Source organism: Polaribacter sp. Q13, from assembly GCF_016858305.2.
In the GTDB taxonomy this organism is placed as follows: domain Bacteria; phylum Bacteroidota; class Bacteroidia; order Flavobacteriales; family Flavobacteriaceae; genus Polaribacter.
In genome coordinates this window covers 3829905-3844923 of sequence record NZ_CP074436.1, presented here as the reverse complement: position 1 = coordinate 3844923, position 15019 = coordinate 3829905, and the positions used below count along the sequence as shown (strand labels likewise).

General features: G+C 31.9%; 10 protein-coding genes. 6 read left to right on the top strand and 4 right to left on the bottom strand.

Features of this window, described 5'->3' with window-relative positions:
* Positions 1-81: 81 nt before the first annotated feature.
* The 4 genes from JOP69_RS16235 to JOP69_RS16220 all read left to right on the top strand — a co-directional run bounded on the left by JOP69_RS16235 (position 82) and on the right by JOP69_RS16220 (position 5103).
* The gene (locus JOP69_RS16235) at positions 82-993 is read left to right on the top strand and encodes an SMP-30/gluconolactonase/LRE family protein (RefSeq protein WP_203391948.1); all 912 of its coding nucleotides are present in this window, start codon (positions 82-84) and stop codon (positions 991-993) included.
* A gap of 90 nt (positions 994-1083) precedes the next feature.
* Positions 1084-3345 carry a type I pullulanase gene (pulA, locus tag JOP69_RS16230; protein ID WP_203391947.1) on the top strand — a complete coding sequence of 754 codons (2262 nt, stop codon included), beginning with the start codon at positions 1084-1086 and terminating at the stop codon, positions 3343-3345.
* A gap of 73 nt (positions 3346-3418) precedes the next feature.
* A complete protein-coding gene (locus JOP69_RS16225; protein ID WP_203391946.1) occupies positions 3419-4117 on the top strand; it encodes a hypothetical protein in 699 nt (232 codons plus the stop codon).
* Positions 4118-4131: 14 nt separating this feature from the next.
* On the top strand, positions 4132-5103 hold the full coding sequence (locus JOP69_RS16220; RefSeq protein WP_203391945.1) for a bile acid:sodium symporter family protein: 972 nt from the start codon (positions 4132-4134) through the stop codon (positions 5101-5103).
* 39 nt (positions 5104-5142) lie between these two features.
* On the opposite strand, the gene rsmG is transcribed toward JOP69_RS16220, so the two are convergent.
* Positions 5143-5772: a 16S rRNA (guanine(527)-N(7))-methyltransferase RsmG gene (gene rsmG / locus JOP69_RS16215; RefSeq protein WP_203391944.1), complete on the bottom strand. Its 630-nt coding sequence runs from the start codon at positions 5770-5772 to the stop codon at positions 5143-5145.
* Between the two features lie 117 nt (positions 5773-5889).
* Here rsmG and JOP69_RS16210 point away from each other — a divergent pair, with 117 nt between their 5' ends.
* Both JOP69_RS16210 and JOP69_RS16205 read left to right on the top strand, forming a co-directional pair.
* Positions 5890-6981 (top strand): acyl-CoA desaturase, encoded by a 1092-nt coding sequence (locus JOP69_RS16210; RefSeq protein ID WP_203391943.1) that lies wholly within the window; start codon positions 5890-5892, stop codon positions 6979-6981.
* Between the two features lie 26 nt (positions 6982-7007).
* Entirely contained in the window at positions 7008-8195 is a 1188-nt protein-coding gene (locus JOP69_RS16205; protein WP_203391942.1) for a pyridoxal phosphate-dependent aminotransferase, read from the top strand.
* 722 nt (positions 8196-8917) lie between these two features.
* Here JOP69_RS16205 and JOP69_RS16200 read toward each other — a convergent pair.
* The 3 genes from JOP69_RS16200 to ftsA form a co-directional block, all read right to left on the bottom strand.
* Positions 8918-11566 (bottom strand): T9SS type A sorting domain-containing protein, encoded by a 2649-nt coding sequence (locus tag JOP69_RS16200; RefSeq protein WP_203391941.1) that lies wholly within the window; start codon positions 11564-11566, stop codon positions 8918-8920.
* Positions 11567-11754: 188 nt separating this feature from the next.
* A complete protein-coding gene (gene ftsZ, locus JOP69_RS16195) occupies positions 11755-13608 on the bottom strand; it encodes a cell division protein FtsZ (RefSeq protein WP_203391940.1) in 1854 nt (617 codons plus the stop codon).
* 64 nt (positions 13609-13672) lie between these two features.
* Entirely contained in the window at positions 13673-15019 is a 1347-nt protein-coding gene (gene ftsA / locus JOP69_RS16190; protein ID WP_203391939.1) for a cell division protein FtsA, read from the bottom strand.

The window sequence follows — 15019 nt, the reverse complement described above, 5'->3', positions numbered from 1 at the left end:
TAATTTCAGCCAATTAAAGGATAATAAGAATCCTTTTATAACTTCTCTTAGTTCCTATTTTCGTAATTCTAAAAACGTCTTATGAAATCAAGAATCTTATCACTCATCCTTATCATTACTTTTTCTTACCAAAGCAAAGCACAAACGCCTGTAAAATTAAGTACAGATCAATTTCGATTTATTGAAGGTCCGGCTTGGGATGGTTCTGAATTTATTTATTTTTCAGATATTCCTGCTAAAAAAGTATACAAATACTCTGTAACCAACAATACGTTTGCACTTGCTTTTGATAATAACATAGATGGTTGCAATGGATTGATGTTTGACCAAGATTATAATTTAGTAGTCTGCGGATTTAGAGCAGGAAATATAGCTAGAAGAAAAGTAGATGGAACTTTAATTGAAACCTTATTTACAGAATATAAAGAAAAACGTTTTGACAACCCAAATGAGGTTTGTATCGATAAAAAAGGCGGAATTTACTTTACAGACCCAACAAGAAGAAACCCTCCTTTTCAGTCAAAGAGAAGAGTGTATTACATCACTCCAGAAGGAAAACTAACAGTTGCAGCCGAATCAGGATTTACATTCCCAAATGGAATCTTAATTTCTAATGATGCAAAACATCTTTTTGTAAACGATTCTGATACACATGATATTTATACGTTTAACATCAACCAAACAGACGGAACAATTACAAACAAAACCGTTTTTGCTACTTTAACCAATGCTAAAGATGGTGAACCAAAATCTCAAGCAGACGGAATGGCTTTAGACACAGAAGGAAACTTATATGTATGTTCTAAATTAACAATTCAAATTTTCAATAAACAAGGAACTAAAACGGGGTCTATCTTATTTCCAGAACAAACCACCAATTGTACTTTTGGAAAACCTGATAAAAAAACATTATTTGTAACTGCCACTAAAAATTTATACAGCGTTGATTTAACTAAAACAGGTTTTCAACATCCTTTCGATTTACCTGAATAACCTATTTATTTCCTATTAAATATTTTTAATAATTCTGTTGCGTATTTCAATAAAAATGAGGAACTTTCTACTACTTTCAATCAGAATTAAATGGAACAAAATCCTCACACTTTTTCTTCTTTTGAAGAATACCCAACAACAGATAAAAGTCTTTGGTTAGACTATTCTAAAGAACAAACTACTTTTAAAATTTGGTCTCCCAGAGCAACTGCAGTAAAACTAAACTTATATAAAACAGGAAATGATTCTGAAGTTTTTGAAACTTTAGATTTATCCCCTGAAGAAAACGGAGTTTGGTTTAAAACTATTGAAAAGGACTTAGACGGAATTTACTACACATATCAAACCTATATAGATGATAATTGGTTGACCGAAACTCCTGGTATTTATGCAAAAGCAGTAGGTGTAAACGGTAACAGAGCCATGGTTTTTAATGCCGAAAATACAAATCCTAAAAATTGGGAACAAGATACATATGTGCAACTAGACGTAGCAAATAATGCCATTATTTACGAACTACATATCCGAAATATTACCATTCAAAAAGAAGCAAACTCGTCTTATCCAGGTAAATATTTAGGATTGATAGAAAAAGGCGTAAAAAGCACCCAAAATGTTCCTACTGCTATCGATCACATCATAAGATTAGGAATTACTCATGTGCATTTACTACCTACTTTCGATCAGTATTCTATTGATGAAACAGATTTAGGCACGCCTCAATTCAATTGGGGTTACGATCCGCAAAACTACAATGTACCAGAAGGCTCTTTTTCTACCAATCCTTTTAAAGCAGAAGTTCGTATCAAAGAATTTAAAACCATGGTACAAGCTTTTCATGATGCCGGAATTGGTGTTGTTTTAGATGTAGTATATAATCATACAGGCGTAAAAGAAACTTCTAATTTTAATCTAGAAAATCCTGGTTATTATTATCGTTTTAATGAGGACGGTAGTTACTCTAACGCTTCTGGTTGTGGTAATGAAACTGCATCCGAAAGAAAAATGACTCAAAAATTTATGATTGAGTCTGTAAAATATTGGACTGAGGAATATCATTTAGATGGTTTTCGTTTCGATTTAATGGCTATTCACGATATTGAAACCATGAATTTAATTGCCGACGAGGTTAATAAAATAAATCCTAATGCAATTATTTATGGAGAAGGTTGGGTTGGAGGAGATTCTCCGTTACCAGAAGAAAAACGTGCCTTAAAAAAGCACATCCCTCAAATGCCAAAAATTGCTGCTTTTTCAGACAATATAAGAGATGCCATAAAAGGAGCCGTTTTTCATGATACTAGTACTGGTTTTGTTAGTGGTGCAAAATTTACCGAAGAGTCTATAAAGTGCGGAATCGTAGGTGCCATACAACATCCGCAAGTAAACTACCAATACGTAAATTATTCAAATGATGCTTGGGCAAAAGAACCTTGGCAAGCGATAAACTATGTTTCTTGTCATGATAATTTTACTTTATATGATAAATTAAAAATATCTAGACCAGATGCCTCTTCTTATGAAATTAAGGCAATGCATAAATTGTCTACAGCAATTGTACTTACATCTCAAGGAACACCTTTTTTACATGAAGGTTCAGAAATGATGAGTACTAAAAAAGGAGATCATAATTCATACAAATCTCCAGATTCCATCAATGAAATTGATTGGAATTTAAAGGTAAAAAATAGTGATGTTTTGGATTACTATAAAAACCTAATTAAGTTAAGAAAAGAGCACCCTGCTTTTAGAATGCCAACAGCAAAAGAAGTTCAAGACAACTTAAGGTTTAAAAAAATAGATGATGGTTTGGTTTCTTATCAACTAAGGAACAATGCAAATTTTGATTCTTGGTCTAAAATATTAGTGATTTTTAATGCACAAACCCATGAGATAAATTATGAGTTAGACCAAACCTGGAAAATTGCAGTCCTAAAAGATTCCTTTGATTTAGAAGGAAAAGAAAGTGTTACCGACAATGTAATTGTACCTCCTATTTCTATGATGGTATTGTTTCAGAAAAAAATGAATGCCAACGTAAAATATTATAAGGAACAACTTTTGGGCTTGATAGAAAAACTTTTTATTGAAACAGGAGATGCTAGAAGTAGGTTTTTAAATTGTGAAGAAAAATTAAAAGCGGCTTATTTGGCTTCAAAAACAGCATATAACCCGAAAGAAGTAATTGACACTTGGGATGCCTTATGGCATGAATTAAACGTAAAAGAAGCCCTTACTAACAAATCTATTGAACTTAAATCTTCTTACTTTCTTACCGTTAAAACAAAAAGAAATGCATCGTTAGAAAAATTTCTATTATTTTTTCTAAAAGAAATGTCTAGATTGAATTAAAAAGCAGAATTTTGATCTGGACGTATTTATTGCTATCATAAATATGTAACATCAGAAAAAAGTATAAATAATTATGGTCAATTTATCTGCCACTGAGCATCAAATTAAATGTGTTGCTAATTTTAAAGACTTACTTTCTACTCCTTTTCAGGGAGAAGTGAATGCTCTTTGTTGGAATCGTGAATTAAAAGGTGATTTTTCTGAAATTATTAAAAAGGTTGCATTCAGTGGAAATATGATTGAACTTCTTCCTGAGAAACTTCTAGAACTTCAGTTAAGTGAACAAGGTCAACTTGCCCGAGAAATTCTCTTAAATGACTTTAAAGTATTAAAAGAAAATGGTAAAATTCCAACGCTAAATATCATTAAAAACTATGAGAGAGATGATGCATTTCCTTTTTTCCCTACCGATGTATATTCTTTTCACGTAGATCGTTCACCAATACCTGCTGACACTTTTTTATGCACCTATCATGGAGCTTCGAGCGATATTTTGCCGAATTTACAAGGCACTCAAAAAATATTAATTCCAAAAATAAGAACTGAACTCAACAAACTTTATGATGGACCAGAAGATGGTTTTGAATCTTTTTTAACCGAATATTTCTTCGATTTACATTATCAAGCAAAGCCAGAAGCACATCCAATTAATTTAGGTCTTGGAAACTTATGGAAACTAGCCATTGATCATCCAGAAAGCAAAGTTTTACCTTGTTTACATCGCGCTCCCAAAGAAAACACAGGGGAACCACGCTTAATGATGATCTGCTAATTCAATAAAAATAAATGAAAATAAAGATTGATAAGTTTGTAGTATCTATAATAATCGTAATACTAATAGCCTATATATTTCCGCAATGGGGAACACAAGAAAGTAAATTTCCAATTAACACTATCAGTAGCATTGGTATTTCACTTATCTTCTTTTTTTACGGACTAAAATTAAGTCCGAGTAAGTTAAAAGCAGGACTTAAAAACTGGAAATTACATGTTTTAGTACAACTATCTACTTTTTTAATTTTTCCAATCCTCGTTTTATTATTACATCCTTTTATTCAAAATTCAGAACAAGAAACCATTTGGTTGGCTTTCTTTTTCTTGGCTGCCTTACCATCTACCGTATCGTCTTCGGTTGTAATGGTATCTTTAGCTAAAGGAAATATCCCAGGAGCAATTTTTAATGCCAGTATTTCTGGCATTATAGGTATTGCCATAACTCCATTATGGATGGGATTATTTGTAAATGAAGTACAATCAGATTTCGATTTTACAGAAATCTATCTAAAACTAATTCTTCAAATAATTGTACCCGTTGTTATTGGACTTTTTTTACAACGTTTTTTAGGTGATTTTGCGCAGAAGCATAATAGTAAACTCACCCTTTTTGATAAATCTATTATCCTTTTAATTATCTACAAAAGTTTTTCAGCATCTTTTGAAGGAAACATTTTTAGTGCTGTTTCTTTTTTAGATTTGGCATTAATTTTAGTTGGTGTGCTACTCTTGTTTGCTACCGCTTTTTATCTCACTGGTTTTTTATCAAAAAAATTACAACTAAATACTGAAGATCAAATTACAGCACAATTTTGTGGTACAAAAAAGTCATTAGTACACGGCACCGTATTTTCTAAAATACTTTTTGGAAACATGTCAACTATTGGTATTATGCTATTACCACTTATGTTATTTCACGCTACTCAAATTTTAATAATTAGTATTGTGGCAACAAAAAAGGCTGCTAAAAATAGCAACCTTTAAAATCTAAATAATTAATAATTTTTTATTTCTTAAAGAGATTTACCCTTTAAACTTCATTCCTAAATGAACAATTTTTTTGGTTTCGTAAAAATCTTCTTCAAAATAATCTGGTAAATCATAAATCGTTGCAGACGTATAGAGTTTTAATTCTTCTGTTAAATCGCCACCTTTTAAATACAAAATTCCATTTTTTATATCGTGATTTTGTTTTTTAGAAATTCTACCTTTGGTCCACCCCACAAAAGTTTCCATTTGTGCTACTGCTCTACTCACAATAAAATCATACGTATCCTTTACTTCTTCTACTCTACCGTTTGTAGTTTTTACGTTTTCTAAACCTAAACCAGCTACAACTTCATCAACCACTTTAATTTTTTTTCCGATAGAATCTACCAAATGAAATTGTGTTTCTGGAAACAAAATTGCCAATGGTATACCAGGAAAACCTCCACCTGTACCAACATCCATTACCTTAGAACCTGGTTTAAATTGAATCACTTTTGCAATTGCTAAAGAATGCAACACATGGCGCAGATACAATTCGTCTATATCTTTTCTAGAAACAACGTTAATTTTTAAATTCCAATCTTGGTATAATTCTTGAAGTTTAGAAAATTGTTCTATTTGAGTTGCTGTTAAGTCTTTAAAATATTTGTGTATTATTTCCATAAAAAAGTATATGATGCAAAAATAGTTATTGTCAACAAACAATTAGCAACAAAATGCAACCTTTGTTACACAAAGATATTTTAAAAATCTTATTTTTGTAAACTATATATAAAATTAATGAAAACAATAAACTTTTCGAGAGTAGATAAAGCAAAATTCTTTAGAACTCTAAACAAAAGAGTAAACACCTATTTTAAAGAAAACGAATTAAGAAAAACAGGAAACTGGAAATTGTACACAAAAGCAATTATAATGTTTTCTCTTTTCCTGGTTCCTTTTATTTTAATCTTAACAGTTTCTATGCCTCAATGGGTAATGGCACTTTTAATGGTGGTTACAGGAATAGGAATGGCCGGTGTTGGTATGAATGTAATGCACGATGCCAATCACGATTCTTTTTCTAAAAGAAAATGGGTTAATAAATTAATGGGAAGCAGTATTTATATTCTTGCCGGAAACGTGTATAATTGGAAAGTACAACACAACGTTTTACACCATACATTTACAAACGTAGAAGGACATGATGAAGATATTGACGCTGGACGAATTATTCGTTTCTCTCAACATTCTACATGGTTACCTATTCATAAAATTCAGAAATATTATTCTATCTTTTTGTACGGATTATTAACCATTAACTGGGCAATTACCACAGATATTAAGCAAATGCACCGTTATTTAAAACGTAAACTATCTTATGGTAAGTTTCCAAACCCTACAACCGAATGGACCAAATTAGTCATTTCTAAAATTGCATATTATGCACTTTGGATTGTTTTACCTTTATTGGTTTTAGACATTGCTTGGTGGAAAGTTCTAATTGGCTTTTTTGTAATGCATTATACTGCAGGTATGATTTTGAGTTTGGTTTTTCAATTAGCACACATTGTACCAAATACAGAAATGCCTTTACCAGATAAAGAAGGAAATTTAGAACACACTTGGGCAGTCCACCAATTATACACAACATCTAACTTTGCACCTACTAATTCATTGGTAAACTTCTATACAGGAGGTTTAAATCATCAAGTTGAACATCATATTTTTCCGCATATTTCTCATGTACATTATGATAAATTAGCTAAAATTGTAAAAGAAACCGCCAAGGAATTTAATTTGCCTTATAATGAATACGCTACCATGCGTAAAGCAATTATAGAACATTTTAGACATTTGGGAGTTTTGGGTAAAAACCCTGAAATAGCATAAGTAACACAACAACAACTATCAGTAAGATGAAACATCCATTATCGGACAGAATTAACAGTTTACCTGTATCTCAAACTTTAGCAATGGCTGCTAAAGCAAGAGAACTAAGAGCAGAAGGAAAAGATATTATTGGTTTAAGTTTGGGAGAACCAGACTTTAATACACCAGATTTTATTAAAGACGCTGCCATTGAAGCTATCAATCAAAATTATAATTCGTATTCTCCAGTAGATGGATATGCTGATTTAAAAGAAGCTATTTGCACCAAGTTTAAACGCGATAACGACTTAGTTTACAAACCAAGTCAAGTTGTAGTTTCTACAGGAGCAAAACAATCTATTGCAAACATTGCACAAGTATTGTTAAACCCTGGTGATGAAGTTTTATTACCAGCACCATATTGGGTAAGCTACTCTGCAATTGCAATTTTATGTGAAGCTAAATATGTAGAAATTCCTTCTTCTATAGAGACCGATTTTAAAATCACTCCAGAGCAATTAGAAGCGGCAATTACGCCAAAAACAAAAATGATTTTCTTTAACTCTCCAAACAATCCAAGTGGAACTATTTATAGTGAAGCAGAATATAGAGCGTTGGCAGCAGTTTTAGAAAAACACCCACAGATTTTTATCTTATCAGATGAAATCTATGAACATATCAATTACGATACAAAACCATTTAGTTTTGCGGCAATTGAAAGCATGTACGACAGAACCATTACTGTAAACGGTTTGGCAAAAGCATTTGCTATGACAGGTTGGAGAATTGGTTATATTGGTGCTCCAGAATGGATTGCTAAGGCATGTACAAAAATGCAAGGGCAAATTACCTCTGGTACAAACTGTATTGCACAAAGAGCTGCAATTACAGCAGTTTTAGCACCGGTTTCTAAAATTCAGTTTATGGTAGACGAGTTTAAAACTCGTAGAGATATCATTATTGGATTGTTAAGAGAAATAGACGGATTTAAAGTAAATGTTCCTGAAGGTGCATTTTACGTTTTTCCTGATGTTTCTGCTTTCTTTGGTAAAACTATTAAAGGAATGAAAATTGAAACTGCAAGTGATTTTTCTTTATTTATTTTAGAAAAAGCAAACGTTGCAACAGTAACTGGAGATGCTTTTGGTACACCAAACTGTATTAGAATTTCTTATGCAGCATCAGAATTACAAATTAGAGAAGCAATCAAAAGAATTAAAGAAGCGTTAAGCTAAACTTAAACTGTCATTCTTAATTTATTTCAGAATCTCAAACAAGTTCAGATTGACAAGATCGTTATTTATCAATATTAAAATCCATCTTTTTTAGGTGGATTTTTTTTTGTTTGGGCGTGCCCTAAAGGTCAGGATTTCCGCACTCGCTTCACGCTAAAAAGCGTGAGAGCTCAAACAATTGCTTCAATCCTTCACGCAAGCTTGTTTGCTTCCAAATTACAAGATAAACATCAGAATAATCCTTTAAAACTATCCCGAATCACTTCTTAACTAATAGAAATTTATTTTTAAGATATGAATCCTTGTAAAGAATCTAAAAACAAAAAAAACCATATCTATAAATAAATATGGTTTTAGAAAAATTGGGGGATTAAATTAGGGGACGAAATTGGGGGCCAATATGAGTTCTATGTATTATTCTTTTTTCTTTTGTTACCACAAATATACAATGGATTAAAACCTAAAAACGATCAAGACCGCCCATTAAACAATAACTAAAGATAAACGGCTGTTCTAATTCGTTAATTAACATATTAAATAACACTTCTCTTGCATATTCAAATATTCTTAGTCCTAACATTTTGTAACCGATACAGCAGCACCCAAATGAATGGAAAAAACAGTAAAACATAGAACTACCGCTAATACTTCTTTAAATTAAAAAGTCTCATAATTAAAAAATAATTATGAGACTTCAGAATAATAGAATAAGTGAAATTACTTTACTCTATAATCAACTTTAAGGTTTTATAATTTCTAAAATCATTTCTAATTTTTATAAAATAGATACCTTTTTTCAAACCTTCTCTTACTATAGAGACACTATTATTTCCTATTGTAGTATTTTCTATTGTTTTTCTAATTAGTGAACCCGTCAAGTTATAAACTTCAATACTCGTTGTTGCACTCGTTTCTGAGTAAAAACTTAACTCGGCAACATCTTTCATTGGGTTTGGCATTAACAAAGCCTCATTTTCTGCAATAACTTCTGTTTGCACTCCAAGTACTTGCGTTGTAAACTGTATGTCTTTTAAATTCATTTCTTTATCTAAAACAACCACACCATCAGAAGACATAGTAAATACAATATTTACGGCATCAGATAAATCAATATCTCCACCTGCGGCAGAAACAAAATGCGACAAAGGAATTGCAAAATGACTTTCTGTATCGTTTAATTTTATAGTAGTTCTAAATTGGTTTTCCCAAGCATCTATGCTTTCTTTCACAATCGTAATTTCTACATCTCCTGTTCCTTTTGCCTCTAGTTCTAATGTAGAAAAGTTAGATAAATCTACAGTTGTAAATCTTGGAGTAAAAGATCTAAACGCAGATACGTACTCACTTGTGGTTGCTTTTAAAGCTATATTTCTTTCTACTCTATAACCACTTCCTGTATAAATATTATCATTTTGAGTAATCTCAAATTCATTAATCGTAGTTCCTGAAGGAGAATCATCTTTTCCCCAGACACCATCAGACATAAATAAATCATCTGGAGTTAAATTGTATTCATTTTCTATTCTAAAACCGATATCAAAGATATTTCCTGTATCAATAACTAAAGACTCAATGTAATTACCCGTTAACTCTAAGGTGCTATTAAAATATTCTGTAGCCGAAGTTTCAGTTCTTTTAAAACCAGCATCTATTACCGCACTTTTACTTCTTCTTATATTAATTAACTCTAATTCTAAAGTACCGTTAACATATTTACCTTTCTTAACAAATACAGGTGGTGGAGAAGACGTTTCATAATCTAAAATAGGTTTCTGAATTTCGAACAACGCCAAAGCTTCCTCTCCTAAGGTTAACAAATCGTCTACACTATTAGACCAGATTTGAAAGTTATAATACGTAGCTCCCTCCTCATATTTATCAATATTCCAATGACTTTCTATTTCAAAATTTTCTTCATTATTAATCAATCTTCCAGAAAAACTTAAAACAAACTCTTTAGTTCCATTACTATTCTTTATAATAGACTTAATAAAATGTACGCCTTCGCCTTCTTGTTCTTCTTCGCCTTCTTCACTTTCTTCTTGAAAAAGTTCTATGGTTGAAACAGATAATAATTCGGCACCTAATAATCTATCACAAATAAATTTCGTGTGTTCATAAACTCCATTCTCAGTTTTAGTAGCTAACACAACCGCAATCGTTTCTCCATCTTTTACATAATCTACAGAGTATAGTTCGGTAGCATTTGTAATTGCTATTAAATCTGAAGGAGAAGATTCTACTGTTGTTGTTCCCGAAATTACGTCTAAAGGAATTAAATCTTTTAATTCGAAATTTGTACTTTTTGCAGCAGACTTCTTATAATTTTTAGTTTTTATAACCTTTTTAGCTTTTAACTTATCAAACTTATAGTTCCCTTTTTTTCTTAAATAGTTTCTTTGATTGATTTGCTGGGAAAGGCGATCATTACTTTCTAAACCTCCATCATTACCACTAGAAACTTGTGGTGCCAATATAGGACAAGCTGCAACACCAGAACAAGCCGGGTCATCACAATCTACTAATCCATCACCATCATCATCTACTCCATTTGCACAATCTTCTTGAGGTACAGGAGCTGTAGGACATCTTGCCCCATCATTAGAACTACTTGACGGTCCGTATGCAAAAAGATTAGAGTCTAACTGACTTCCTGGTTCTAGAGATTGTACACTTTGAATAACATATACTGTTCCGGTTTGATTGGCAGAAACATAAAAACGACCAGAAGCATCAAAATAAACTGCTCCATACGTATAGTTTAAACCATTTAAAATAGGTACTACTCCTAAACTAATTACTTCTCCAGTAGTAGCATTAATTCTATATAATATATTCGTCTTTTTTTCTACGGTATATAAATAACCATCTACAGCGTTAAATGCCCAATCGTGTACAGAAATGTTTTTAGTAAGCACATGGCTACTAACATACTTTGTATAATTATCAGACGCTGGGTCTAAATCTATTTTATAATAACTTGTTCCTCCTCCTTTTAAATAATAGATACCTTCTGAACTAACATCACCTACATATCTGCTAGAACTTGGTAACTCATCTATATAAAAAGTTTCTACATTAAAGTTTTTACCAATTCTTACAATTGTTTTTGCAGGTGTACTTAATGATCCCCAAATGTATCCATCTGCAGGATTATATCCTACTGCATTAATAGATCCTGGAGTAACATCTTCTTTTACCACATAAGAACTTCCCGATGCTAAATCTAAAGCATAAATATCATTCCTTTGGAATAAATAGGCATTGTAATCACAATTAAAAGGTTCTTCTTGTGCGTTAAAAGAAAAATTAATTATTATAAGCCATAAAAAGGTTATTAGCTTAAAATGTTTAGGTAGTTTTGATTCCATCTGTAAGTATTTTTTAACAAAAGTATTTTATTTATATAAATGCAATACTCTTTGGGGGGTTAATGGCGCTAAAGTGTAGACCAACACTAAGATATGAAAAGATAAAGGTTTTACCAAAACTTAATTATACTATAAAAGCCACATTAAAAATGTGGCTTTTATAGATCTTTTAAAGAAATTAAGATTATTTAATCTACATTATCATGTAAAAAAGAATTATTAGATTTTAGACTAATATCTTCTGTATCTTTATTTATAGATGTTTTAGTATTACTAATAGGACTATTTACATCTAAATCTATCCCTAATCTTTTATAAGCTGGCTGACGTTCAATTTCATCTATATTCTTGTTCATTTGATCGTTGAACTTATAGTTGAAACCTTTCATTTTTCTGCGTCGTTCTTCTGCGCGCTCTTTTAAGTCTGTAATTGTTAAATCTAAAGGAGAAATTTCTTCGCTATGCGTTTCTATCTGATTAATTTCTACTTGAGGAGCTCTAGTTTTTAATTCAAACTTAATTTCTTCTTCAACCGTTTTTTTTTCAACAATACCAGAACTTTTACCAATAGTTGGTTTTGCATCAAAATCTTCTAAGACATATCGTTTTTCTACTTCTTTTCTCTCAAAAACCACCTCTTCTTCTTCAAAAGATTCAATCTCATTTACCTTTGTAGCTTTTAATTCGGCTTGTGGATTTAAAGGTAAATCAAATAATAAATTCGGCTGATTTACTTTTGGCTCCTCTACAGCTTGTACTTCTTGAACTGGAGTTACATCTGTAATAACAAAATCTTCTTCTACACTAGTTTCTGGTTGAATTTCATCATAAACAACCTCCATATTTACAATTTCATTAGTAGTTTTAACCAAATTAGTTTTTGGTATTACTACTTCCTCTTCTAGAGAATGAATAATTTTTTCTTCTACATTATTAGTTAATGGCTCGTTTAATGATGGCGCTTTTATAACTGTTTTTTCACTAAAATCATACGTAGCCTTTTGTTCATCCTCTAAAGTATGTACAATTTTCTTAACCTCCGTATTTGTAATTGTACTTTGTTGGTCTGCAGCAAAACCGGTAGCTACAATAGTTACTGCTATAGCATCACCTAAATCTGCATCCTCTCCAATACCCATAATAATGTTGGCATCATAACCAGCTTCATCTTGTATGTAGTCATTTATTTCTCCAATCTCATCTAACGTTACTTCGTTGGTTCCAGAAACAATTAACAACAACACATTCTTTGCTCCTGTAATTTTGTTATCATTTAACAAAGGAGAATCTAATGCTTTCATAATAGCACTTTTAGCTCTAGTTTGTCCTTCTTCTTTTGCAGAACCCATAATTGCAGTACCACTATTAGAAAGTACCGTTTTAGCATCATGTAAATCAATATTTTGTTTATAGTGATGCGTAATTACCTCTGCTATTCCACGAGAAGCCGTAGATAAAACCTCATCAGCCTTAGAAAAACCAGCTTTAAAACCAAGGTTTCCATAAACTTCACGTAATTTATTATTATTGATAACAATTAAAGAATCTACATTTTGGCGCAGTTGATCGATTCCTAATTGAGCTTGTTTAGAACGTCTTCTTCCCTCAAAAGCAAAAGGCATCGTAACAATACCAACGGTTAAGATATCCATATCTTTTGCAATTTTGGCAATAATAGGAGCGGCTCCTGTACCGGTACCTCCACCCATACCAGCAGTAATAAATACCATTTTAGTTTGGGTATTTAACAATTGCTGAATTTCTTGCAAGCTTTCTTTTGCTGCTTTGGCTCCTACTTCTGGATTTGCCCCTGCACCCAACCCAGAGGTTAAGTTTGCTCCTAATTGAATTTTATTAGGAACAGGACTATTCTCTAAAGCCTGTGCATCTGTGTTACAAATTACAAAGTCTACCCCTTTAATGTGTTGCGTAAACATGTGGTTTACTGCGTTGCTACCTCCTCCTCCAACTCCAATTACTTTAATTGTGTTAGATTGCGTTTTAGGCATGTCAAATGAAATGTTATCGAATTCTGCGCTCATAATAACCGATATATTGTTTATTATTATTTTTTGTTTTTTACTCTATTTTTCTTAATCTCAATCTTTATTCTGCGTTGTCCAAAAAATCTTTTAAACTTTCTGTAAATTTTTCAAAAAACGACTTCTTTTTAATTTTTGGTTTTCGTTTTACCTCTGCCACAGGTGGATTTTCTTCTATAGATTGTTCTTGCTTTTCATCAATAACTTCTTCTACAATTTCTTCTACCACTACTTCTTCTACTACAGGTTTTAGCTTTTCTAAACCTTCCATCAATAAACCAACCGTTGTTGCAAAAGCCGGACTTGATAAAATTTCATCAGATTCTCCTGCCAAGTGTTCGTTAGGATAACCTATTCTTGCATCCATACCTGTAATATATTCAACTAACTGACGTAAGTGCTTTAATTGTGCACCTCCACCTGTTAACACAATACCTGCAATTAATTTTCCTTTTGCAGTTTCGTGACCATAATTTTTGATCTCTAAATACACGTGCTCAATAATTTCTTGTACTCTAGCATGTATAATTTTTGATAAATTCTTTAAGGTAATTTCTTTTGGTTCTCTGCCTCTTAATCCAGGTATAGAAACGATCTCTGTTTCTTTATTTTCTCCTGGCCACGCAGAACCAAATTTTATTTTTAATAATTCTGCTTGTTTTTCTATAATAGAACAACCTTCTTTAATATCATCAGTAATTACATTTCCTCCAAAAGGAATTACTGCTGTATGTCTAATAATTCCGTCTTTAAAAATAGCCAAATCAGTTGTTCCACCACCTATATCAATCAATGCTACTCCTGCCTCTTTTTCTTCTTGACTTAATACTGCTGCTGCAGAAGCTAACGGTTCTAAAGTAATTTCACTTAAACCTAAACCTGCACTTTTAACACAACGACCAATATTTCTAATAGAAGAAACTTGCCCAACAACCACATGAAAATTCGCTTCCAAACGACCTCCATACATACCTATTGGTTCCTTAATATCTGCTTGAGAGTCTACTTTATACTCTTGTGGCAACACATGGATAATTTCTTCTCCAGGCAACATCACCAACTTATGAACTTGGTTTACTAAATTTTCAATATCAGTTTCATCTATTACTTCATCTGCGTTATTTCTTGTAATATAATCACTGTGATGTAAACTACGAATATGTTGACCGGCAATACCTACAACAACTTCTTCTATCTTAACACCAGAAACACTTTCCGCTTCCTCTACCGCTTGCTGAATAGATTGTATGGTTTGTGTAATATTACTTACAACACCACGCTTTACACCTAAACTTTTAGCTTTACCAATACCAATAACTTCAATCTTACCATATTCGTTCTTGCGACCAATCATTGCTGCGATTTTGGTTGTACCAATATCTAAACCAATTGCTATTTTATTATTCTCCAT

Coding starts and splice junctions, on each gene's coding strand:
- JOP69_RS16235 (WP_203391948.1), top strand. CDS start 82: ATGAAATCAAGAATCTTATCACTCATCCTTATCATTACTTTTTCTTAC.
- pulA (WP_203391947.1), top strand. CDS start 1,084: ATGGAACAAAATCCTCACACTTTTTCTTCTTTTGAAGAATACCCAACA.
- JOP69_RS16225 (WP_203391946.1), top strand. CDS start 3,419: ATGGTCAATTTATCTGCCACTGAGCATCAAATTAAATGTGTTGCTAAT.
- JOP69_RS16220 (WP_203391945.1), top strand. CDS start 4,132: ATGAAAATAAAGATTGATAAGTTTGTAGTATCTATAATAATCGTAATA.
- rsmG (WP_203391944.1), bottom strand. CDS start 5,772: ATGGAAATAATACACAAATATTTTAAAGACTTAACAGCAACTCAAATA.
- JOP69_RS16210 (WP_203391943.1), top strand. CDS start 5,890: ATGAAAACAATAAACTTTTCGAGAGTAGATAAAGCAAAATTCTTTAGA.
- JOP69_RS16205 (WP_203391942.1), top strand. CDS start 7,008: ATGAAACATCCATTATCGGACAGAATTAACAGTTTACCTGTATCTCAA.
- JOP69_RS16200 (WP_203391941.1), bottom strand. CDS start 11,566: ATGGAATCAAAACTACCTAAACATTTTAAGCTAATAACCTTTTTATGG.
- ftsZ (WP_203391940.1), bottom strand. CDS start 13,608: ATGAGCGCAGAATTCGATAACATTTCATTTGACATGCCTAAAACGCAA.
- ftsA (WP_203391939.1), bottom strand. CDS start 15,019: ATGGAGAATAATAAAATAGCAATTGGTTTAGATATTGGTACAACCAAA.